A 24,019-nucleotide genomic window follows, 5' to 3' on the forward strand; every position below is an offset into this window, starting at 1 on the left:
TCCTCCTTTAGTCTTCTTCAAATTCAACCTGAACGTTTCCCATTCCGCAATCCAGTTTTATATTTTTCGTGGCACCTTCATTTGTGATCTGTTTATTTCCGGAAGTAATGGATGTTTCCAGAGAATCATCCACCTCCAGATTTCCAAGACCACATTTCAGCTCATAATTATACTCAGCAGCTTTTCCTGTAAGTGTAAGCTCCATATCTCCCATACCACAGCTTCCTTTTAAATTCTCCACCTGAAGTTCACTGATGTCAGCAGTTCCCACTCCGACTGTAAAATCTGCTTCCTTTATATCCAGGCTGCCGGAATTTTCAATGGTTCCGGCCCCCACATTTACTTCCATCTGCTCCGCTTTAAAATCACCATCCAGTTCGATGGTTCCGGCTCCCATCTGAAGTTTTATCTTCTGAAAGCTTAAGTTTTCCGGGCAAAAAATTTCTATGGAACGGTTTCTCACTTTTTGATTGCTTGCAATTCTCAGACTACCGTTGTCATTGCTGATCTGAATGCGATTGTGATCCTTCCCTGAAACTTTCACCTGAACTTTATCCTCATTCCATGTTTTCAAAACCAGTTCTTCGTATCTCAGATCACAGAAAAGGTCTGACACAGCCGAGGCCTCATATACTTTCGTATATGCGGAACTGTCTGCACTGTCTGCCAGAACGCCCTTCTCAGTTACCGCGCTCTCTGCAGCTGCCTGAAAATCGTCCTCCTGCTCATCCATATCTTCCTCGGAATCTTCCACTTCCCAGCTGTCTTCATGATCCAGAACACGAAGCACCTGCGTGATTCCATGATCCAGAACACTCACATCTCCCATAGTCGCTCCCATAGCAGCTCCGCCGGCAGTAAGTCCCAGGCCTGCTACACCGAATACTGCTGCAAGGATCAGAATTACCTTCAGAAAACGTTTCATACTTTTTCCGCCTTTCTTCCATTCAGGAGATTGCTGCAGAATCCCGTAAATTTCCGCAGGATCGCAGGCAATATCTTACCTGTAAACCACACCGTCAGTAACAGTAACAAAAGTCCAAATGCCATCATCAGGCATCCGATACCGATAGTCAAAATCCCGGCCGGCGGAAGAGACACCGTCATGGCAATCCCAACAACAATGCACGCAGCTGCACCGATCACAAGGATGATCGATCCCGCTCCTGCAAAAAATGTCAGCAGAAAAGGCAGCAATGCCAGTGTCACCAAAATCCCCAGTACTCCGCCAAATAATCCTTTTATCAGAGGAGCCGCAAAAACAAGAACGATCAGCGCAAGAATGATTCCTGCCTTATTCTGCTTTTTCTCTGCGTGATAGCCGCGCTGGGCACGTCTTTTCCTGCGGTCTTCGAAATTTTCTGTATTTCCCGTATCACGATGGGCCTCTCCCTGTCCATTTCCGTATACGGTTACTTCTGTATAATGGTCCGGCATTTCCCCGTTCTCTTTCACACGGGTATCCTGATATCCGTTCTCTGTGTATTCCCCGTAATCTTCACTGTTCTCCTGAAGATCTGCCTTAATGATCGCAGCAACCTTCCCCGGATTTCCCAGTTCCCGGATCACTTCTCCTTCATTCTCAGGACCTGCATCATCAAAATATCCTTCATAATATTCCAGTGCTTCCTGTCTCTCTGCCTCTGAAATATCGGAAAGCAGCCGTTCAAGCTGTTCCATAAACTGCTTTCTGTTCATAATCAAACTCCCTCCTCAAACATCCTGGTGATCTTGGATGAATAGATCTCCCATTCACTTCTGTAAAGATTCAGCTGCGCTGCGCCCTTATCTGTCAGCTTATAATATTTCCGGTTTCTGCCTGCATATTCCATATTGTAGGCTTCCAGACATTCATCCTTCTGAAGCCTGCGAAGGACCGGATACAGCGTAGATTCTGAAACCTCCAGAACACTTCGCACATCCTGGGTGATCTTGTACCCGTAGGTACCGTCCTTCTCTCTGGAAATAACAGCCAGAACGATCGCATCCAGGAGGGCTGCTCCTGTATTAAATACCATCTGCTCACCTCTCTATGACCTGTAAAACGGACATTCACATTCCGTCTTACTACATGCTGATGAACGCGATCACTTCACGATCCAACGCTCACATGATAAGTCATGTAATATTGTTCTGTGAATAATACTATATATCGTATAATATAGTTTTGTCAATAGTATTTAGAAAAATCCCTCTATACTTTATAATATTTTTCGGAAACCACTCTTTTCACACAATATCCGAGAGAGTCAAGTTTATATTATGGAGGAAATTATGACAGATTCAGATAAAATACAGACATTACCGCTTCCTTTTCTGGAGCGTATGAAAGAAATGCTGGGAGATGATTATGATGCTTTCCTGAAAAGCTACAAAAATCCCCGCACCTACGGTCTACGTGTAAACACCGCCAAGCTCTCCTGCCAGGATTTTCAGGCGCTTTCCCCTTTCCCTATCCGGCCGATCCCGTGGATCAATACCGGATACTTCTACGAGGAGGAAAGCCGCCCTGCACGATGTCCTTACTACCAGGCGGGCCTTTATTATCTCCAGGAACCAAGTGCCATGACACCAGCTTCCAGGCTTCCTATCGAACCTGGAGATTTTGTCCTGGATCTCTGTGCAGCTCCCGGAGGAAAAGCCACTGCCCTGGGTGCAGCCTTAAATGACACCGGATTTCTCCTTGCCAACGATATCAGTACTTCCAGAGCCAGAGCCCTTCTTAGGAATCTGGAGCTTTTTGGCATGAAAAATATGCTCGTCACCGACGAAAAGCCCGCCAAACTTGCCCAGCGTTTTCCTGCTTTCTTCAATAAGATCCTTCTGGACGCTCCATGCTCCGGGGAAGGCATGTTCCGAAAAGAGGAAGCCCTTGCCCGCGACTGGACACCGGAAAAATCTGCTGAGCTTTCTGATATCCAGAAAGACCTGGTCTTAAAAGCTGCCGATATGCTCCGTCCGGGCGGAATGCTGCTTTATTCCACCTGCACTTTTTCCCCATGTGAAGACGAAGAAGTGGTAGCCTATCTTCTCAGACAACGCCCGGATATGGAACTTATGGAAATGCCAGGATATGAAGGCTTCTCCAGCGGCCGCCCGGAATATGCCGGCACAGCAGACACTTCCGATTCCGAAATCGCGTTAAGCTTAAATGCATTTAATCCGGAAGAACTTCAAAAATGCGTCCGAATCTTTCCACACAAAATGGATGGCGAAGGTCATTTTCTCGCCCTGTTCCGCAAAAAAGGTGACTCTCTTCCACCTGTTTTCCGCCTTTCCGCAAAAGGACCGGACAAAAATACCCGGAAATGGCTGGAGGAATTTTTCTCTGAGATCGGCCTGAAAACCATTGGCGGTCAGGAATTTGACTGGAACCGTGTGGAAGTCCGCAAAGATAAAGTATACTATCAGCTGCCCTTCCCTCTGGATCTCCGCGGAATCTCCTTTCTTCGAAACGGCCTCTACCTGGGTGATCTGAAGAAAAACCGTTTTGAGCCGTCTCAGCCTCTGGCGCTGGCGCTTCACAAAGGAGATGTGGAAGCAGTTATCTCCCTGCCGGTTTCCGACGAGCGGCTTACCCGTTATCTGAAAGGCGAAACTCTTATGATCGAGCCGGAAGAGGCCGCTCACAAAAAAGGCTGGCACCTTCTCTGTGTGGACGGTTATCCTCTCGGCTTCGGAAAGCTTGTAAACGGGATCCTGAAAAACAAATATCCTGCTGGCTGGAGAGTGTAATCTCTCCGCCGCAGGATATCTGCCCACATTAACATATCATTTCATTTTCAGATCAGAGACTGAACGCTTCTCCAAGAGTAAACGAATAAATATACCGTTCCTTCACCTTCCGGCCTGTCATCCGTTCCAGCGCCTGGGCGTAATCCTCCAGCTGTACATGATAACGGTCGATCAGCTTCTGTTCTTCTCCACGTCTCACAAAGTCCGTTTTATAATCCACCAGAACGATTTCTTCATCCTCTATAAAATACGCATCAATAATTCCCTGTACCAGAACATTTTCCTCACACTGCCACTGCGGATCGAGCTCCGAAGCTTTTCTTGCGATCACAAAAGGCTGCTCCCGGAACAGAAGTCTCTTCTCTGAAGCTGCTTTCATCCGCTGTCCGAGAGGTGTTTCCACAAAATTCCAGATATCCTTTACCCGAACCGACTCAGCCTCTTTTCTTTCCATCTTCCTGGCGTCAACCCATTCTCTCAGCTGTCTGCGGATCTCATCCCTGCTTGCTGTCTTCTGATAGTCCAGGCATTCCATTACACGATGATAAGCCGTTCCACGAAGTGCCCCTGTATACCCTTCCTCTTTCTTCTCCTCGATAAATCGGGGAACCAGCGGCTGGATCTCTTCTTCCGTCTCATAATCCACCGTTTCTTCCAGATCCTGCTCACTGTGGTAGCTTCGCTTTTTCAGTTCTGATACACTCACCTTCACAGGAAGATCTTCCAGATAGTGATAGGGATATACAAAGGAAAAACGTCTCTGGATCTCCTCCCGGATCTCACTGTCAAAAACTCTGCCCGGATTCCAGTTCTCCAGTGTTTCCTTCTTCATTTCCCGCTCTGCCTGTTCCATAACCTCGCTTTCTGTCAGTTCCCGTGCTGTGACCCGTGTAACTTTGAATTCTGCCGGATCTTTGTACAGAGGATTTGCGGTATTCATAAAGATGCCATATTCATGAAATAATGGTGCCATGCAGCGATGTCTTGCCAGTGCCGGAAGCACATAATCCCAGTAAGTCTTCCCGCCAAGCCTCCTGCCCAGAGAAAGCAATGGTTCCTCACTGTCCCTTAATGCGGACAATTCTCCCAATTCCGGATGCAGAGCTCCAATGGTTCCACTGAGGATCAGTTTTTCCTTTGCACGTGTAAGCGCTACATAAAGTACTCTCAGCTCTTCACCGAGACTTTCCATCAGAAGCGCTCTCCGTATGATCTGCCTGCAAAGGGATGGAGCGATGATCCTCTTCTCCGGCAGGATCGCATCCGCACCGATCCCCAACTCCGGATGGATCAGGATACTTGCGTTCATATCCCGGAAATTAAAGCGTTTTCCCATTCCTGCTGCAAACACTACCGGAAACTCCAGTCCCTTGCTCTTATGGATCGTCATGATCTGTACTGCACTTTCCCCGGTTCCGGAAAGATTTACCTCCCCGTAATCCACCTGATACTGCTGAAGCTTCTGGATATATCTTACAAAATTAAAAAGGCCTCGATAGCTTGTCTTCTCATATTCCATTGCCTTTTCCACAAGCATGTTCAGGTTTGCATTCCTCTGTTCACCATTTGGCATTGCCTTTGCATGGTCTCCATATCCGGTACGTGCAAGTACCTCCAGGATCAGCTGATGGACCGGCGTGTAAGCCGCCTTATCACGAAGTGTATTCATGGTGTCCATAAAACAGGACAGCTTCTCTCCGAGGATTTTTTTGTTTTCCTCAGAGCTTCCATGCTTTCTGTAGTCCTCCACAAACCTGCACACACATTCATAGATCATTCCTTCCGGATATGCGATCCGAAGCTCAGCCAGCTCTTCTGTGGTACATCCAACGATCGGTGAACGCAGTACGCCGGTCATGGGAATATCCTGCAGCGGATTATCCAGGATCCGGAGATAATTCAGCAGTGTCACAACCTCTGTTGCAGAAAAATATCCGGTTCTGGAGGCCGTATATACCGGTATCCCTCTTGCACTCAAAACCTCCCCGAAGGTTTCAGCCCAGCCTGAAGCAGATCGGAGCAGGATCACGATATCTCCATATTGAAGAGGTCGATACTCTCCCGTTTCCTTATCCAGCACCCGTTCATGCCCTACCATAGATTGGATCCTTCCTGCAATGGCAAGGGCCTCCAGCTCTCTCTCATTCTCCGTTACTTCTTCATCCTCCTCTTCCAGCAGCGGACTGTATTTATCCACAAGAAGGATCTCTGTTTTTACAAATTCCGGATCCTGGCCTTCCGGAAAAGAAGCTCCGGGATACAGAGCTGCCGCCTCGTCGTAAGCAATTCCTCCCAGATCTTCCCCCATGATCTGCCGGAAAATAAAGTTGACACTTTCAAGGACTTCCGGTCTGCTTCGGAAATTTTTGTGCAGGTCGATCCGCTGTTCCGAACTGTCTTCCAGTGAATAGCTCTTATATTTTTCCATGAACAGTTCCGGACGGGCCAGACGAAAACGGTAGATGCTCTGCTTTACATCTCCTACCATAAAGATATTTTTGCGTTCATTGACCCAGCCGGAAACTGTCTGCATCAAGATCTCCTGGACCAGATTACTGTCCTGATACTCATCCAGCAGGACCTCATCATATTTTTCAGAAAGCTCTCTTGCCGCCTGGCTGGGCACATAGGTTTCTCCTTCCTTTTTCAGAAGGATGTCCAGGGCAAAATGTTCCATATCTGAAAAATCCAGAACATTTTTTTCACGCTTCTTTGCCTGGAAACGTTCTGCAAAATCCTTTGTCAGCTTTACCAGCATCTCCAGCGGTGGTGCAGATGCTTCTGTCAGTTCCGTCAGCTCAGCCAGATTTCCGTAAAAATATCGGATTCCCAGTTCCTTCAGATTATCTTTTGCATCTTCGCGAAGAGCTTTTACCAGATTTTTCAGCTGCTCCGATACTCCCTCCATTTTTTTTGAGGAAAGTCTTGCAAACTTCAGATTCCGGAGATTTTGCGCTATCTCATCATAATCCCTTTTAACGGACAGTTGTTTTAACTGCCGGATCAGTATCATATCTTTTTCCAGAGCCTCCAGATAAAGCTCCGGTCCATCCTGGAGCTGACAGGTCTTCATTGCGGTTTCTGTAAGCTCTTCCGCTTCTTTCAGTGCGCAGTCTGCAGCCTCCCACAGATATCGGAACCATCGCGTTCCCTCAAGACCTTTTTCCGGATCCAGATGATAATTCTCCACACAGCTGTCCAGCCATTTTTCGGGCCATGGATTACTCATCGCAGCATTATAAAGCTCCAGCACATGTTCCTTCAGTCCTTCATCCGTTTTTCCTGGCGCATAGCATTCCACAAATGCAGTAAAATCTGCCTTTCTTTCTGCATAATGATCCTCAAAAAGCTCCTTCAGCACATCTTCCTGCAAAAGCTTCAGTTCACCCTCATCTGCAGTCCGGTAACCCGGATCCAGTCCGATCAGATGAAAATAATTTCGGATCACATAGGCGCAAAAGCCGTCAATGGTAGTGATCTGTGCCGTATGGATCAACATCATCTGTCTCTGCAGATGCTCATTATCCGGATCTTCAGCCAGTGCCTGATCCAGTCCACGTTCGATACGTTCCCGCATCTCTCCCGCTGCCGCCCTTGTAAATGTCATGATCAGAAGACGGTCAATGTCCACCGGTTTCAAAGGATCCATGATCTTACTTAAGATCCTCTGCACCAGCACTGCAGTTTTACCGGAACCGGCTGCTGCGCTGACCAGAATATTCCGATCCCGGAGCGTGATGACCTTTTTCTGCTCCTCAGTCCATTTCACTGCCATTCTCTTCCTCTCCCTTCATGATCTTTTTCCACAGTACATCTTCTTCTATGGACGACAGCCTGTGAAACTCATATCCCGGTATCTTCCTGTCGAAGCCGCACACAGTAAAATACGGACAATATGTGCAGGCATTCTTTTTTCCAAGTTCATAGGGTTCCACTGCCGCATTTCCATCCAGGATTGATTCCCTGATGTCACAGATCTTTCTCCGCACATACGCTCCCAGAGCATCAAACTGCTTCCTTGAGGCAACAGAAGATCTTTTGCTGAAGCTTCCGTCCCGGTTCAGGGATACCGGTATGGAGGCCATAGTGCTGTCGATTTTGGTACTCATATTATCATCTGCCTGTACAAGCCCATTCATTTTCATTTTCTTCAGCATCTGCTCATTGATGCTTTCCATATCCGCATGGATCTTCTCCTGTATCATAGGATCCTTCACATTATAATAAAACACACCGGCCGGAACGATCTCGCGATCCGGATACTTCCTTTTTTCCACCTGTAATGCTCCATCCAGATAGACCATCAGCTGAAGCTGAAGGCCATGATACAACGCCAGCAGATCAAACGAAGTATTTCCGGTTTTATAATCGATCACCTTCACATAGACCCGGTTGTTCTCCGGCTCTTCCATGATATCCACACGGTCGATCCTTCCGCCCTGAAACCTCACCTCAAATCCTTCCGGCCGGAATGCTCCATGCTTCAGCTGTTCCTGCAAAGCCCACACGGTACGCCGCAAAATACGTCTGGTCCGTTCGATCATATATTCATTTCTCGCACTGCTTTTAAGGATCGTATTTCCGTAATCTGCGGAAACCTGATCCAGACAGCTGTCTATGATACGGTTTCGCTCTTCCTCCGTAAGCTCTGCCCAGTCCAGTCCCTCTTTTCGGACTTCCGCTGCAAATTTTTCCAGTGCCATATGCATGACATTTCCCATATCCATAGCCCGGAACTCATACTCTGCACGTTCTGTAACCTTCAGGCCATACTGCAGAAAATGTGCAAATGCACAGGCCGCAAAACGCTCCAGCCGGGTAGCACTGTACGGGGAAATTTCTCCATAGAGGATCTTTGCCACTGTTTTTCCGATCTTGTCTGACGGTCGTTCTGAAAAAGATGCCTCTGTAAGTTTTTTTACAAGGATCCGGTATTCCGGGCTCTGAAGATACCAGCTGTACAGTTCCTGGAAGACCGCATTATCCTGGTAAGCTTCTCCTGCAAGCCCTCTCAGGAAATAATCCAGGCTGATTCCCGGAAGCTCCAGTAATTCCATAGGTTCCTGCATATCTCCGCACTGCCGGATCTCCATTTCCGGAAACATCTCCCGGATATTACTGACAAGAAAGGCCGGACTCAGGGCTTTTCCCTGGCTGTCGGACTGACAGAAGGACAGACAGAGCAGTTCTCTTGGCTTGGTCATGTTCAGATACAGATAAAATCGCTGCATGTTCATCAGTTCCTTTGGCCCCGGTGCAAGCTGGATCCCCTGATCTTTAAAAAATTCTCTGTCAATCTCCGTAAGCATTCCTCCACCGGATGTATTCTTCGGAATATTTCCTTCATTTACTCCCACAAAAAACAGTGCACGGATATCCTTCAGCCTGGTTCTCTCCATATCTCCCACAAGTACCTGGTCCATACTTGGCGGGATCAGAGCCACCTTGGCCTGGTTCAGTCCTGTTTCCAGAAGCTGACGGAAATCCTGGCGGTTCACGGTTTCCTCTCCAAGAATCTCCACCATATTATCCAGAAGTTCCATAACAATTCCGTAGATCTGGGCATATTCCTTTTCCATGGCCTTGTCGCCCTGTTCCTTGAATTTCAGTTCCTGATGCTTCAGTTTCTGCTGTACCTGGCTCCGCACTGCAAACTCGTAGAGAAAAGTACAGTATTCCCGCACCGTCTTTTTCCCACCTTTAAAGCTTAGCGCAAGCTCTCTGGTCTCATCTGCGAACCGCTGCCGGATCTCATTAAGCCTCTGAATGCTTTCCGGCGGCATTCCCCGGTAAATACGCACCCACACTTCATCCCATTTCTTAAATCCACGGATACCAAGAGCCAGCACATAATTCTCCAGAAGGTCTGCTTCCTCCCTGGTCACACAGGACATTCCGCACCGGAGATACCGGAATACACTCTCATAGGAAAAATCCTGCACTGCCATCTCAAGTGCTGCCCGGAAATATTCTACAAACGGATTCATCAGGACCGTGTGCTTCTCATCAATGAAATACGGGATCCCTGCTGCTGTAAATACCTGCTTTGCAAGATTTCCATACTCCTCCAGGTTACCTGTGATCACGGCGATCTCACCGTAACGGCAGCCCTTTTCCCTTACAAGTCTGGCGATCCGGCGGGCAGCTTCTTCCATCTCCTTCTGCGGGTTCACTGCCGAAAACATGCAGATCTCATCCTGCGCTTTTTTATATATATTTTTTCGGTAACGGAAGATATTTTTTTCAAGGAAATGAAGGGCAGGTGCCTGGGAAAAACGGGATTTTCCCACATCCTTCAAAAGAACCGGTGTCTCGATCTCCCTGGTCAGCTCCGAAAGCCCGTGGATCATCTGACGGCTCATATAAAAAAGCTGATAAGGTTTTCCTCTCATGCTCAGATTCTCATCCGCATCCATGGTCACCGTTACCATCACCTTCTCACAGACAGCAAGAAGTTCTCCCACAACACGCATCTGAATAGGCGTAAAACCGGTGTAACCATCCAGAAGGAGTACACTGTTTTTCATTTTTTCAGAAAACGGAAGAGCTTTTTCCAGCGCATCCATTACTTCTTCTCCTGTCATATAATGATCCTTCAGATATCCGGTAAATGCCTGGTAAAGAACAGCTACGTCTTTCAGCTTCATCTGAAGTAACGCTCTGTCACCGGAATCCTCGATCATCTCCTGGATCTCACTGTCCCGGATATCGTACTGCATAAACTCCGACAGAATAGACTTCACTTCATCCAGGTATCCCGCTTTACGCATCTGACCTCCCAGATAGGAAAGCTTCTTTCCATGCTGCTGTACCATCTTCTGCAGCACCATACTCTTACCGGTTTCTTCCAGAAGGATGCGGCTGTCTCCTCCAACTTCCTCCAGAACACGGTATGCAAGACGCTCAAAGCTCAGGATATCAATATTCAGGATTCCCCTGCCCGGACTCATCTCCACCAGTGTCTTCTGGGTCTGCATGGTAAACTGCTCCGGCACGATCACATAAAAAAGCTTCTCAGGATGCAGCCCTGCCTGTTCTATGATATTCTGATAAGCATAACAGGATTTTCCGCTTCCGGAACTTCCTATGATAAACTGTAATGACATCTTCATCCTCCCGATCACTTGCAGATTTTCAGTCATTCCGGCGCCATCCTGCGCCTGAAGTATTCCTATCATACCACAAATTCTACTCCTATAGAACGGTCGTTCTCTATATTCTGAAATATCTGCCTGCTCTTTTCCTTATTTTTCCAGGCACAGTATCGAATGACCTGCGCACAGCTGTGGCATAAATCCTCCATCCCGATAATAAACTATATAAAAAGCTTTGGGAGGCGTGCGCCATGAGTTCCAAAACCAGGATCATCGTCCTACATATGAAAGAGATCATTTACACAGCTGTCTTTCTGGCTCTCGCTGTTGTTCTGGCTGTCGTTCTTTTCTTCATGTTCGGTCCCGGAAAAAATTCCAGTCATACAGCCAGCGAAAAATCCCGCTACAAGCCGGGCGTCTATACCTCTTCCATCACCCTGAACGAGAATACCTTCGATGTGGAAGTTACTGTAAATGCTGACAGGATCAAGGCCATCCGTCTGGTGAATTTAAATGAAGCCACAAAAGCTTCCTATCCTCTTATGGAACCGGTTCTGGATTCTTTGGCAAGTCAAATCTATTCCAGTCAGTCCCTGGAAGACATTCAGTATGCAGGAGACCGGAAATATACCTCCCAGGTACTCCTTTCAGCTATCACGGATGCAGTAAAAAAAGCGGAGAACACTTAAGCTCTCCGCTTTTTTCTCATATCAGATATATTTGATCCTGTAACAGCATTCACATTCCTCTTTGTGATCTACATTCAGATTTCAATCTTCTCCAGCACATCCTGCCAGATCCTTGCACTTGCATCACTTGGCATTCTGAGATCTCCTCTTGGAGAAAGTGCCACACTACCTACCTTCGGGCCATCCGGCAGACAGGAACGCTTGAACTGCTGGGCAAAAAATCTCCGATAGAAGGTTTTCAGCCATTTCAGGATCGTCTCTTTATCATAAATCCCCTCAAAGGTCAGGCAGGCAAGCCTGTAGATCTTATCCGGTGTAAATCCTGCACGCAGCATGTAATACAGATAAAAATCATGAAGCTCATAAGGTCCTACCAGATCCTCCGTCTTCTGGGCAATCTTGCCATCCTTAGGAGGAAGAAGCTCCGGGCTTACCGGAGTATCCAGGATATCCAGAAGAACCTCCTTCAGTTCCTCATCTCCGCAGGTATCCGCATAATAACGTACCAGATGACGTACCAGTGTCTTCGGGACAGAAGCATTTACACCATACATGGACATGTGATCGCCATTATAGGTTGCCCAGCCAAGAGCCAGCTCGGAAAGGTCTCCGGTTCCCACAAGAACACCGCCTTCCTTGTTTGCCGTATCCATCAGAATCTGAGTACGCTCACGTGCCTGGCTGTTCTCATACGTCACATCGTGGATCTCCGGATCATGTCCGATATCCCGGAAATGGATATTTACCGCCTCTTTGATATTTACCTCGGTAAGCCTTGCACCAAGGCAACGGCTTAACTTGCAGGCATTCTGATAGGTTCTGTCTGTGGTTCCAAAGCATGGCATAGTCACACAGTGGATCTGTTCTCTCGGCATTTCCATCCGGTCAAAGGCACGTGCCATTACAAGAAGCGCCAGGGTAGAATCCAGTCCTCCGGAAAGTCCTACTACCGCACTCCTGCTGTGGATATGCTCCATACGTTTCTTAAGTCCCATAGCCTGGATGTTCAGGATCTCCTCGCAGCGCTCATCACGCTCTTCCTTCACAGACGGAACGAAGGGATACTGTGGATATTTTCTGGTAAGTCTTGTTTCCTCCTCTGCTACGGAAAAATCAACTCTTGTATGACTGCAGGTAGAAACTGCCGGATACGTGGACATTCTTCTTCTCTCATCAGCCAGTCTCTGCACATCGATCTCACTGTAAATGATGCCGTTCTCAAAGCGTCTGCTTTCCGCAAGCATGGAACCGTTCTCTGCGATCATATTCTGTCCGCCAAACACGAGATCCTGGGTAGACTCCCCTTCCCCTGCACTGGCATAAATATATCCGCAGATCAGTCGTGCTGACTGCCCGCTTATCAGAGTTCTCCGGTAGGAATCCTTACCTACCATCTCATCACTGGCAGAAAGATTAACGATGATATGCGCACCGTTGACGGCATGACGGATACTTGGCGGCGCAGGGACCCAGAGATCCTCACAAAGCTCTGCTGCAACGGTGAATTCCGGAAATTCCTTACATTCAAAGATCAGCTCTGTTCCAAAAGGAATTTCATCCCAGAACTCATCCTCCTCATTTTTCTCGCACTTCAGGAAGTCCACAAATTCCACATCTTCTTCCTCTGCACCTGCAAACTGTCTCTGCTCATAAAACTCATTATAATTCGGAATATGCGTCTTCGGCACAAATCCCACGATACGGCCATGATTCAGAGCTGCTGCCACATTATAGAGCTTGCCTCTGTGACGCAGCGGGAGTCCCACAAAGATCAGGGCGTCCGTCTCCCTTGTCTCCTCTGCAATATGCAGAAGCTCATCCCACGCACTGTCCAGAAGACATCTCTGGAGAAAAAGATCGTGACAGGTATATCCTGTGATACAAAATTCCGGAAATACCATCAGCTTGACATGTTCCTTTTCCATTTCATGAATGGCCTTCAGGATTTCCTCTCCGTTTGCCTTGCAGTCTGCAACGGTAACTCTCGGCGTTGCCGCTGCCACCTTGATAAAACCATGCTTCATTTTTTCTTCCTCCCGAGTTTTATCGCTTGCACTCTCTTATGATCCTCTTAAGATCTTCCACGGTAAAATTATAATTCTTATTGCAGAAATGGCAGTTCATCTCAATGTCCTTGCCTTCCTGGATCATCTCGTTAAGTTCTTTTCTTCCGATGCTGATCAGCGCTTTTTCCACACGCTCTCTGCAGCAGTTGCAATGGAACTGTGTGGGCAGTGTATCATTGATCTCTATGTCAAAGCCTTCCAGTACTTTTTCAAGAAGACTTTCCGGTGTGTGTCCCTGCTCCAGAAGATTGGTAACAGAATCGATCTTTGATACGTTTTCCTCAAGCTTTGCGATCACCTCTTCCTCTGCAAAAGGCATCAGCTGTACAATAAAGCCTCCCGCCTGACGGACTGTATTATCCTTATTCATCAGCACACCCAGTCCTACCGCAGACGGAACCTGCTCGCTGGTTGCAAAATAATAGGTGAGATCTTCTGCGATCTCGCTGGTCTGAAGAGCAACCTGTCCCACATATGGCTCTTTCAGTCCCATATCCTTGATCACATCCATAAAGCCTACGCCGACAGCTCCCGCAACATCCAGCTTGCCTTTGCTGTTTGCCGGGATACATACATCCGGATTCCCCACATAGCCCTTTACATTTCCGTGAGAATCTGCAGTTACTGTGATTCCCTGCAGTGGTCCTCCTGCATGGATCCGAAGTGTAAGGAGATCCTTTTCTCCTTTCATCATAGCTCCCATCATGGCACCGCCGGTAAGGAGACGTCCCAGTGCCGCTGTTGCCACCGGACTGGTGTTATGATTCTTTCTCGCTGTCTCCACCATATCGGTTGTAACAGCCGCAAATGCACGGATCTGGCTGTTTGCCGCTGTTGCTCTTACAATATAATCACTCATATAAAAAATTTCCTCCTTTATTTCTCGTCTGACGGAATTTCCTTTCCATGTTCTCTGGCCACAAAAGTCAGTCTTCCGCTGTCCGGCTTCGGTACATCCTTGGTGTATGCGTCATAAACCGCCAGCGGGATCAGGCCTGCCTTTTCAAGAAGTTCCCTTACTTTCTCCGAATCATAGGCCTTCTGGTAATGAATTTCCTCGTCTCTCTCATAAAGACCATCTTCTCTCGGAAGAAACAGAGTCAGATCATACACATTGATCCCGGTCTCCTCATCAAATTCATTTTCCCAGATAAAGCTTCCCTCTTCCCGATTCTCTGCAATAGTCGTATTTCCAAGCATTTCCCGGTATTTATACGGGGTGTTCATATCAAATATGAAAATTCCATCCGGATCAAGATAATTGTTCACCAGTTTAAATACAGTAAGCAGATCATCCTCCTCTGTGATGTAATTCATACAGTCACAGACGCTGACGACAGCACGTACTGTTCCATAAAGTTCAAACTCCCGCATATCCTGTTCCAGATAAAGGATCTCATGACCGGATTCTGCACGTTTTTCCATGGCTTCGCCAAGCATTTCCTCAGAGTTATCCACACCGATCATATCATAACCGGACTCAGCCAGAAGCTCTGTCATCACTCCGGTCCCACAGCCAAGTTCCAGCACGATCCCGTCTTCAATTCCGTATTCTTTAAGACTTCCTATAAGATATTCCGCCCATTTTTCATATTCCACATTGTCCATGAAAATGTCATAAACTCTGGCAAAATCACTGTATGCTTCCATAAAAACCTCCAAATATTTTCCGGGCGTTCCATCGCCCGCAGCGTTCACATTATACCATGTCTTCCTGTATAAGTATACGCCTCTGACATAATATGACACAAAAAATCCGGGACCGCAGCCACAAAAGCTGTGATCCCGGAATTCTTATCTAACCGAATTTCCTGCTGCTCCAGGCTTTACTGTACAGGCATATAGTATACGTCTGCAGCCTCACCGTGCCAGTAGAAGCTTGTTCCATCCTCTTCATATACATCACAGTCATACTGAGAAGAGAAGGTGAAACGGTTTCCTTCGTTATCCATCCATGCACCGTTTCCGTCCGGAACGATAACACGTGGTTTACCATCGGAGTTTCTGTAAATAGTTCTTGTCTCATCTGTGTTGCCAAGCTGCTCATCTGTAAATCCGCCATTTACGATAGCACCGGAGGAGCTGCTGTCAGTGGATGCAGTTCCATTGGAAGAACCATCAGATGTACTGCTTCCGTCTGTAGATGTTCCGTCAGATGCTGCACTTCCGTCTGTAGATGTGCTTCCGTCGGCAGCTGTAGTTCCATCTGCTGCTCCGTCAGAAGAAGCTGCTGCATTACCATCTGCAGATGCACTTCCGTCAGAGGAAGCTGCTGCATTACCTTTACCGGCAGTCTTGGCTGCGGAACCATTTGCCGCACTCTTCAGAGTGGAATCACCAAGGATCGCAAAGCTGTCGACAGACTCCTGAACCTTTTTCAGAGCATCCTCTTTTTTAACAGATGCCACAAGGCTGTAATACTCACTGTCATTTACAAAGTATTTATTGATAGCATATACATAACCGTCACTCTTGGTCGTATCCTTATATTTCACAGTATAGGAATAAATGTTGATTCCGTCTTTCTGATCTGCCTTGTAATCCTGGATCTCAAAATCGGTTCCATTTACCATGTTCTCTGCCTGTGTCATGGAAACTGCCATATCCTGGGAGTTCGGGATCACTGCGGATTCCAGATCTGCGCCGGATCCGTGAAGGATCAGGATCCTGCCCTGGTCCGGAGACTCGAAGCTTACCATATCTGTCTCGTCGGACTTGTTGGCCCAGGTTGCATCCGGAAGCTTGATCGCTACGGATTTATCCTTGGATGTATAGGTTGTATTCTGTGCGTCTGCTGCAACAGTCGGTGTAACCTTCGCTTTTTTCGCCGGTGTCGGAGTAGGAGTAGACTCCACAACCACGCTGTCCTCTTTTCCTCCTCCGAAACTACATGCCGTCATGACACCAGAAAGAGCAACAGTCATAGCTAAAAGTGCAATAAATTTTTTATTCTTCATAGTATCCTCCTCATAATCATCATCAGTCACAAAGTGTGTCCGGAACATTCACTCCTGAACACACTCTTTGCTATAGTTTACGATTTTATTACAGCTTTGTCAATTGATTTCTCCCTGTACTTTATGAATATCCTGTAAGCAGATATCCTGCTCCGTACAGGATTTTTCTAACATTATAATCTTCCCAGATATACCTATCTTATTCTCTTCTTATGCTGTTCCTGTATTTCCCGTTTTACGCCTTCATTACGGAAGCTCTGTTTTATTCCCCAACCAAGTAAGCCTCCTGTTTTAATGACAAATATCTCCTTGAATCTGTCCTCTCTTTTTTTTCTATAATTGTGTCTTTATTCATGTACACTCATGTTGTAAAGTATACCCAACCAAAAATATATGAAAAGAGGACATCCATACATCGATGTTTTCGGGAAAGGATCTATCACTATGGAAAAAGCAGTTCAGACATCTCAGAGAACTGACCAGGAGCTTTCATCTGTTCAGTTTCTCACCATTACAGCCGCATTTGTTGCACTGACTTATATCTTCACCGCATTTATTAATGTTAAGCTTCCGATCGCAGCCAACGGCGGACTGATCCACCTTGGAAATGTACCGTTATTCATCGGTGCCATTTTATTCGGAAAGAAAACCGGAGCCATTGCCGGTGGGATCGGAATGGGGCTCTTTGACCTTCTCTCCGGCTGGACCCTGTGGGCACCATTTACTCTGATCATTGTAGGGATCATGGGCTTCACAGTAGGTAAGCTCACAGAGGATCGCCGGCACCAGAACATCAAATGGTATGTGATCGCCATTGCCGCAGCCTGCGTGATCAAGGTTGCAGGATACTACATTGCAGAGGTTATCATCTATGGAAATCCACTGGCACCGGTATCTTCCATCCCGGGAAACCTGGTCCAGATCGGTGTTGCAGCTGTCATCGTTCTCGTAGTGATCACACCATTAAACCTTGCAGCAAGAAAAACCGGATTAAAAAAATAACTGTAACAGCTGCCGCAATTTGCGGAAATAATATAAAGATCAAGAGGTGAGCTTATGTATAAGATCATGACACCTGGACCTACACAGGTCGCAGAAAATGTCCGTCTGGCAAGGAGCATGGAATGCACAAATCCGGATCTGGACGAAGATTTTGTCGAATTTTATAAAGAAACCTGCGAGAAGATCAGCGCTCTTCTCCATACCTCCAACGAAACTCTCATCTTAAGCGGTGAGGGTATCCTTGGACTGGAGGCTGCCATTGCTTCCATGACTGAGCCCGGAGATAAGGTTCTTGTTCTGGACAATGGTATCTACGGAAAAGGCTTTGCCGATTTTGTTTCCATGTACGGAGGCAGACCGGAGCTTTATACCAGAGATTATCAGAACACTCTCGATGTAAAGGAACTGGAAGCCTTCCTTGCGGATAACCATGACTACAAATATGCAACCGTAGTACACGGCGATACTCCAAGTGGCATGCTCAACGATGTATCTGCCATCTGCCCGCTCCTTAAAAAATACGGGATCCTTACCGTTGTAGATTCTGTCTCCGCTTCCTTCGGCGAGCCTCTGAACATTGATGCATGCCAGATCGATATCATGTGCGGCGGATCACAGAAGGTGGTATCTGCACCTCCGGGACTTACCTTTGTTGTAGTCAGCAGCGATGCAAAAAAGGCAATGACTGAAAGAAAGACACCCATTGCTTCTTTCTATGCAAATCTCACAACCTTCGCACATTATTATGAAGAAAAATGGTTTCCATATACCATGCCGATCAGCGATATCTATGGTCTGCGGGCTGCTATTGACAACATTGCCGATGATCCCGGGATCCTTACACGCCATGCCAAAATCGCCGCAGCCTCCCGAAAGGCCATTACAGGAGCCGGACTTAAGCTGTATCTCCACAGCGGCTATTCCAACACGGTAACTGTTTTTGAAGTCCCGGAAGGCACCACTGCCGCTGCGATCCTGGACGGAGTCAGAAAAGACTATAACATCATGCTGGCAGGCTCCTTCGATGTCCTTGCCGGAAAGGTTATCCGCATCGGTCACATGGGAAATAATGCAGCTTTCTACAATGTACGTGAAGTTTTCCATGCTCTGGACGGAACCCTGCAGAAGCTTGGCGTTCCTCTTACCGGATCCATGGAAGAAATCTTCTGCAAAAACATGCAGTAATTTCTGAGATTTCAATAGTAAAAAGCACTGTAAGATGAATCCAACTTTTCATCTCGCAGTGCTTTTTTATAATTCTTATAATATTTTTCTTTATTCTTTTACCGCACCGGATGTCATACCACCTACGATGTATTTCTGGCCGATCATGTAAACAATGATAACCGGGATACAGGTAAGTACGATATCAGCAAAAATATAGTTCCAGTAACTCTTGTTCTTTCCGAAGAACTGATATACAGCCATTGTCATCGGGAAGAGACGGCTCTTGCTTGACAGATACAAAGGTGTGAGGAAATCGCTCCATACTGTCATGAACTGAAGGATAAAACATGTTACCATAGTTGGTTTCAGAAGCGGCATGATGATCTTGAAGAACAGGCTTAACGGGCCTGCGCCGTCGATAACAGCAGCCTCGTCCAGCTCAACCGGGACAGAGATTACGAAGTTACGGATGGTAAATACACAGAACGGAATCATTGCACTGGTAAATACCATGATAATGCCAACTCTTGTATCGTTCAGGTGCAGTGTACTGAGTACACGTACCAATGTTACATAGTTGACAGGGAAGAACAGTCCGCAAAGTACAAAGTAGTACAGGAATACATTCAATTTTGTTCTCTTACGGCACATAACAAATGCAGCCATGGAGCAAAGTACAACGCCAAGTGTTGTAGCGATCAGCGCATATGCAAAACTGTTCAGGAATCCCTGGATCAGGCTTCCTTTTTCAATAACCTCAGAGTAGTTGGAAAATACCCACTCTGTAGGAAGTGCCAGACTCATTCTGGCTGCCTCTGCTTTTGTCTTAAAAGAATTGATCAATACCATATAAAATGGAAGCACGACACATAAGCAAAGCAGGATACATATAACATGTTTTAATAAATTCTGAATTCTTTTTTTTGCCATTACTGCTGTACCTCCTGTTTACTTAATGTCTTAACAATAAATACACCTATGATCGCTGTAATTACAAGAAGAACAGTATTCAATGCAGAAGACATTCCATACTGGCCTCTGGAATAGAGCTGGAATGCATAAGTTGTAAGAACCTCTGTTGCATGTCCAGGACCGCCGTTTGTAAGTACATAAACAATATCGAATACTTTCAGACCATATGTAATACCAAATACAAGGTTGATCATGATAGCACCACTCAGCATCGGAAGTGTTACATACCGAAGTCTCTGCCAGAAGTTTGCACCATCGATCTGCGCAGCCTCATAATAAGATTTCGGAATCGTATTCAGACCTGCAAGAAAGATAGTCATAACATAACCAATACCTCGCCATGCATCTACGCCATAGATAGATTTCCATACAACAGCCAGATCAGACAGCCATTTTTGTTTGAAGATTCCAAGATGGAATGCATCAAGAAGTGTGTTTAAAAGTCCGTTATTATAATTCAGGATGGATTTAAATACAAGACCAATGATTACAAAAGGCAGAATAGACGGCAGGTAGAGCAATGTTCTGTAAAGCCCTTTGCCTTTAAGTCCCTCCTGAAGCATAATCGCGATCAGAAGAGCCGGGATCAGCTTAACGATGTTGGAAATGATAGTAAACTTCAATGTATTGCCAATACCGCTCAGATAAGACTTATCTGATGTAAAAATCTCAGCAAAATTCTGCAGTCCCACAAAATGAGTACCATTAAGAACACTTCTGGAGTTCCAGTCTGTAAAGGAGTAACCAACACCCATTACACTGGGAAGCAGGAAAAAAATGATATATAATGCCAACGGCAGTATCAGAAACCACTGTGGATAGATTCTCTTCTTATTCACAGAAAGCACCTCCTGTTTTAAGTTAAAACAGAGCCGGCAAATACCGGCTCTGCCTTCGGGTCAACTAGTTTTAAGTTCTGTTATTTATTTCCAGTTCTCGTCGCCTACAGTTTTTGCTGCCTCAGCACGGTTGGTATCCATGTTCTTAAGAACATCGTTTGCTTCCATCTCGCCCTGGCAGAATGCAACCATATCCTGACCAAACTGTGTCCAGTAATCGTTTGTATATTTTGTACCTGTCTGAAGTGTTACAACAGCCTTCTTGTCATCCGGAACTGTTTTAAGGAACTCCTGCTCCTCCGGCAGCCAGTGCTGCTCAAGCTTGTCATCGTTAACGTCAAGGTTTGTGTATGCCGGAGAGTTGTCAAGAATTTCCTGAAGGCTCTCTGTTGTTGTAACGAAGTTGAAAAACTCTTTTACAAGATCCTCATGCTCTGTTCCCTTGTAACCAAACATTGTCGGGCCGGAGTTGCTGCTTGGATACCAGGTATTGTCGCCAAGTGGCTCAAGGAACATTCCAAACTCATCAGATGTGCCTGTGTCTTCCTGGATCTGTTTGATGAAACTGGAATTTGCAAGTGCCATTGCACAGTTTCTGTCACCAAATTCGTTGGACATGTTTGTACTGTCTGTTCCGATCCAGTCTTCTCCGAAGTATCCTGCATCAGAGAGTTCTTTGAACTCATTCAGAACTTCAAGCATCTTCTCGTTATCTGCAAATGTTGCTTTGTTTTCATTTAATTCGTCATATAGACCAGGTGTTGCTTCTTCATAAACGCCGCCGATCTGGAAAAATGCCAGCTGATGCTGCCATCCATCTGCACCAGGCATGAACCAAGGTGTGATTCCTGCATCCTGGATCTTACCGCAGAGTTCTTTCAGCTCATCATATGTTGTCGGTACTTCCCAGCCGTTCTCTTCGAACAGTGTCTTGTTGTAAACCATTACATACTCCGGAGATGCGTTCCAGATCTGAAGTCCGTACAGTTTGTCATTGTATACGCAGGACTCTTTTCTTGTCTCCGGCATAACATTCTCCCAGGAAGCTCCTGTAAAGTCGATGCAGTATTTCTCAGGATCAACGATGGTAGATTCAATTGCAAACGGGTTGGACTGGATCCAGAAGATATCTGCACAGGAATCTGTAGCAAGTTTGGACTGAAGAAGATCTGAATACTGATCAGCCGGAATCGTCTGAAGGTCTACGGTAACATCGTAGGTATCCTCAAAACGTTTAATTGTCTCATCGTAACGATTGTCCATCCATCCTGCTGAAACCAGGATGCTGAGCTCCTCGCCTGCGAAATCGCTCTTCTCATCCGCTGCAGATACGTTCACTGCAAGTCCTGTCGTCATGGAAGCGATCATTGCTGCTGCACAGGCTACTGCCAGAAATCTCTTTCTTTTCATTAATGTTTCCTCCTTTTTTTGAACTGATTTTTCGTTCTCTCTTGATGATATTAGTTTATCATCTGATGATTTTAAAAGCCATGGATATTCCTGCCCTGTATTTGTACTTTTTTCACAGTTCATTATACTTTTTTCATATTTTCCGTAACTATACACAAGTTTCTATTGACATTTTCAAGCACTATTTCAGAATTACATTTTTATGGTTTGTACTTTTTTTACAAATGTGCTATACTTTTAGCCAATGTTTTGCACGACCATTTCACACACAGGGGGCTTACCAATATGAAAACACGCAGTCTGCAGTCCAAACTTTTTATCGCCTATCTTGGCATGGCCTGCCTGATCCTTTTTTCTTTTGCCATATTCTTTTATGTTTTTGCATCCGGGCAGCTGAAGAAAAGCCAGATCAGTGCCATAAGCACCTTAAATTCCACATTTCAGTCCCAGGTAGACTCTGCAATCCAGAATCTTGACACTGTATCTGTAAACATCAATTACAGCAACATGTCGAAATCCGTTCTCGACCAGAAATTTGACCTTAATATTTCCGATGAAATGCTTTCTGCCATGTCCGATCTTTTTATCTCCTTAAGCGGCACCGAATTGAAAGCTGATCAGGTAAATCTTTATGATTTCTCCGGATATGTGCTCCAGGCCGGCCTTTCCACCATGGTCAAAAAAAGCGACGACTCTCATAATGAATGGATCCAGAAAGCCCGTGAAGCCAACGGAAAAAAAGTCCTGACAGCTCCTTACAGCACTTACGTCTATTCCAAATCTGCCCGCTATCCCCAGTGGTTCATCTCCCTGTACCGCTCCTTCACCAACCAGTACGGCCGTGGTGTCGGCGTGATTGAAACCGCCAAACAATGTAAATCCATCTTTAAGAGCATCATTTCCTATGAGAAAAAAAATCACGGAAATGCTGCCAGTGTCTATGTTTTCAATGAGTCCGGCGATCTTATCTATCCTTATGATATCACAGCCGACGATACCAATGATATTTCAAAATATTACAAACTTACTGATTCTGACCAGGATACCCTTACCGTACAGAGTCCCGTCACAGATCAGAAAGAATACGTCTCCAGACTGAATTCCGCATATACAGGCTACACTTATCTGACTATCCAGCCGGAATCTGTGATCCTTGCCCCTGTATACAAAATGCTGAAGATCCTTCTGGCTGTTGTTGCTGCTTTTCTTGCCGCAGCAGTAATCGTTTCCTACAGGCTTTCCCGTTCTGTAGTAAAACCGGTGAAACACCTGAAGCACATTATCCAACGTATGGAACTGGACACTCTCGGCCAGGAAAAAGTCACTTCCTATCCGGTTTCCGTCAATGAACTGGAAGAACTGTATCAGGCATTCCAGCTGATGAGCGATAACCTAAAAGATTCCATGACTCAGCTTAACGAAGCCAAGGAGCAGGAAATGAAAGCACGCAGCATGGCTTTGCAGAGTCAGATTAATCCTCATTTTTATTACAACTCTCTTTCCAGCATTATGGTGCTTGCAGAAAACGGAGATACGGATACCGTGGAAAAAATGTGCCGCAATCTTTCCAGGATCATGCGTTATATTACCAATACTGCTGAAACAACTGTAACACTCCGCGAAGAGCTTGATTATGTCCAGAAATATCTCTACTGCATGAAGGTCCGCTACCAGTCCAGTCTGAATTATTCCATTGATGTGGATGAATCTCTTCTGGATCAGCCGGTTCCGAAGCTGATCATCCAGCCTATTGTGGAAAACGCTATCAAATATGGTTCTGACTGCGAACCGCCATGGACTATCACAATCAGCAGTACAATAAACCAAAACAGCTGGCAGATCGATGTTACAGACACCGGACCGGGATTCACTGAAAAAGCCAAGAAAAAAATAAATTCAGATATCATGAATGCCATTCGAAATCCCGGCATGCCTGCTTTGAAGATCAACGGTCTTGGCACTGTCAATGTATTTCTCCGCTGGAAACTCTTCTGCAAAGATGACATCATTTTCAGGTATGGAAATACAGCGGACGGCCACGGAATTGTTTCTATTGGACGGTATTTTCAGACAGATGCGGAGGAATAA

General features: G+C 46.1%; 17 protein-coding genes. 5 read left to right on the forward strand and 12 right to left on the reverse strand.

Annotated elements, in window-relative coordinates; genetic code table 11:
• Window positions 1-7 precede the first annotated feature (7 nt).
• The 3 genes from CCC17_RS11020 to CCC17_RS11030 are packed head-to-tail and all read right to left on the reverse strand — an operon-like array spanning window position 8 to window position 2,018.
• Complete coding sequence (locus CCC17_RS11020) at window positions 8-925, reverse strand: DUF4097 family beta strand repeat-containing protein (protein ID WP_287083088.1); 918 nt, start codon at window positions 923-925, stop codon at window positions 8-10.
• A complete protein-coding gene (locus tag CCC17_RS11025; RefSeq protein WP_092068371.1) occupies window positions 922-1,698 on the reverse strand; it encodes a DUF1700 domain-containing protein in 777 nt (258 codons plus the stop codon). The genes CCC17_RS11020 and CCC17_RS11025 overlap by 4 nt, the downstream gene beginning before the upstream one ends.
• 2 nt (window positions 1,699-1,700) lie before the next feature.
• Window positions 1,701-2,018 (reverse strand): PadR family transcriptional regulator, encoded by a 318-nt coding sequence (locus tag CCC17_RS11030; protein WP_015527209.1) that lies wholly within the window; start codon window positions 2,016-2,018, stop codon window positions 1,701-1,703.
• A 256-nt stretch (window positions 2,019-2,274) separates the two neighbouring features.
• Between CCC17_RS11030 and CCC17_RS11035 the strand changes: the two genes are divergently transcribed.
• On the forward strand, window positions 2,275-3,735 hold the full coding sequence (locus CCC17_RS11035) for an RsmF rRNA methyltransferase first C-terminal domain-containing protein (RefSeq protein WP_287083089.1): 1,461 nt from the start codon (window positions 2,275-2,277) through the stop codon (window positions 3,733-3,735).
• A 52-nt stretch (window positions 3,736-3,787) separates the two neighbouring features.
• On the opposite strand, the gene addA is transcribed toward CCC17_RS11035, so the two are convergent.
• Window positions 3,788-7,510, reverse strand: coding sequence for a helicase-exonuclease AddAB subunit AddA (gene addA, locus CCC17_RS11040; RefSeq protein ID WP_287083090.1), 3,723 nt, complete (start codon window positions 7,508-7,510; stop codon window positions 3,788-3,790).
• On the reverse strand, window positions 7,491-10,913 hold the full coding sequence (gene addB, locus CCC17_RS11045) for a helicase-exonuclease AddAB subunit AddB (protein WP_330577317.1): 3,423 nt from the start codon (window positions 10,911-10,913) through the stop codon (window positions 7,491-7,493). The genes addA and addB overlap by 20 nt, the downstream gene beginning before the upstream one ends.
• Window positions 10,914-11,080: 167 nt before the next feature.
• On the opposite strand from addB, the gene CCC17_RS11050 reads away from it, so the two are divergent.
• On the forward strand, window positions 11,081-11,518 hold the full coding sequence (locus CCC17_RS11050) for an FMN-binding protein (protein ID WP_287083092.1): 438 nt from the start codon (window positions 11,081-11,083) through the stop codon (window positions 11,516-11,518).
• 74 nt (window positions 11,519-11,592) lie between these two features.
• On the opposite strand, the gene CCC17_RS11055 is transcribed toward CCC17_RS11050, so the two are convergent.
• The 4 genes from CCC17_RS11055 to CCC17_RS11070 all read right to left on the reverse strand — a co-directional run bounded on the left by CCC17_RS11055 (window position 11,593) and on the right by CCC17_RS11070 (window position 16,541).
• Complete coding sequence (locus CCC17_RS11055) at window positions 11,593-13,542, reverse strand: NAD(+) synthase (RefSeq protein WP_021651334.1); 1,950 nt, start codon at window positions 13,540-13,542, stop codon at window positions 11,593-11,595.
• 19 nt (window positions 13,543-13,561) lie between these two features.
• Window positions 13,562-14,443: an Hsp33 family molecular chaperone HslO gene (gene hslO / locus CCC17_RS11060; RefSeq protein WP_015527218.1), complete on the reverse strand. Its 882-nt coding sequence runs from the start codon at window positions 14,441-14,443 to the stop codon at window positions 13,562-13,564.
• A gap of 17 nt (window positions 14,444-14,460) precedes the next feature.
• Window positions 14,461-15,234 (reverse strand): class I SAM-dependent DNA methyltransferase, encoded by a 774-nt coding sequence (locus tag CCC17_RS11065; RefSeq protein WP_287083093.1) that lies wholly within the window; start codon window positions 15,232-15,234, stop codon window positions 14,461-14,463.
• Window positions 15,235-15,410: 176 nt separating this feature from the next.
• The gene (locus tag CCC17_RS11070; RefSeq protein ID WP_059086908.1) at window positions 15,411-16,541 is read right to left on the reverse strand and encodes a hypothetical protein; all 1,131 of its coding nucleotides are present in this window, start codon (window positions 16,539-16,541) and stop codon (window positions 15,411-15,413) included.
• Window positions 16,542-16,985: 444 nt separating this feature from the next.
• On the opposite strand from CCC17_RS11070, the gene CCC17_RS11075 reads away from it, so the two are divergent.
• A complete protein-coding gene (locus CCC17_RS11075) occupies window positions 16,986-17,543 on the forward strand; it encodes an ECF transporter S component (RefSeq protein WP_287083094.1) in 558 nt (185 codons plus the stop codon).
• A 54-nt stretch (window positions 17,544-17,597) separates the two neighbouring features.
• A complete protein-coding gene (locus CCC17_RS11080) occupies window positions 17,598-18,728 on the forward strand; it encodes a pyridoxal-phosphate-dependent aminotransferase family protein (RefSeq protein ID WP_287083095.1) in 1,131 nt (376 codons plus the stop codon).
• A 90-nt stretch (window positions 18,729-18,818) separates the two neighbouring features.
• Here the strand turns inward: CCC17_RS11080 and CCC17_RS11085 are convergent, their stop codons facing one another.
• The 3 genes from CCC17_RS11085 to CCC17_RS11095 form a co-directional block, all read right to left on the reverse strand.
• The gene (locus tag CCC17_RS11085) at window positions 18,819-19,640 is read right to left on the reverse strand and encodes a carbohydrate ABC transporter permease (RefSeq protein WP_287083096.1); all 822 of its coding nucleotides are present in this window, start codon (window positions 19,638-19,640) and stop codon (window positions 18,819-18,821) included.
• The gene (locus tag CCC17_RS11090; protein ID WP_287083097.1) at window positions 19,640-20,521 is read right to left on the reverse strand and encodes a carbohydrate ABC transporter permease; all 882 of its coding nucleotides are present in this window, start codon (window positions 20,519-20,521) and stop codon (window positions 19,640-19,642) included. Before CCC17_RS11090 ends, CCC17_RS11085 begins: the two co-directional genes overlap by 1 nt.
• An 84-nt stretch (window positions 20,522-20,605) precedes the next feature.
• A complete protein-coding gene (locus tag CCC17_RS11095) occupies window positions 20,606-21,931 on the reverse strand; it encodes an ABC transporter substrate-binding protein (protein ID WP_015527223.1) in 1,326 nt (441 codons plus the stop codon).
• 285 nt (window positions 21,932-22,216) lie between these two features.
• Between CCC17_RS11095 and CCC17_RS11100 the strand changes: the two genes are divergently transcribed.
• On the forward strand, window positions 22,217-24,019 hold the full coding sequence (locus tag CCC17_RS11100) for a sensor histidine kinase (protein ID WP_287083099.1): 1,803 nt from the start codon (window positions 22,217-22,219) through the stop codon (window positions 24,017-24,019).

Origin of the sequence: Blautia sp. LMAG:36 (genome assembly GCF_008680535.1) — a bacterium.
In the GTDB taxonomy this organism is placed as follows: domain Bacteria; phylum Bacillota; class Clostridia; order Lachnospirales; family Lachnospiraceae; genus Blautia_A; species Blautia_A fusiformis.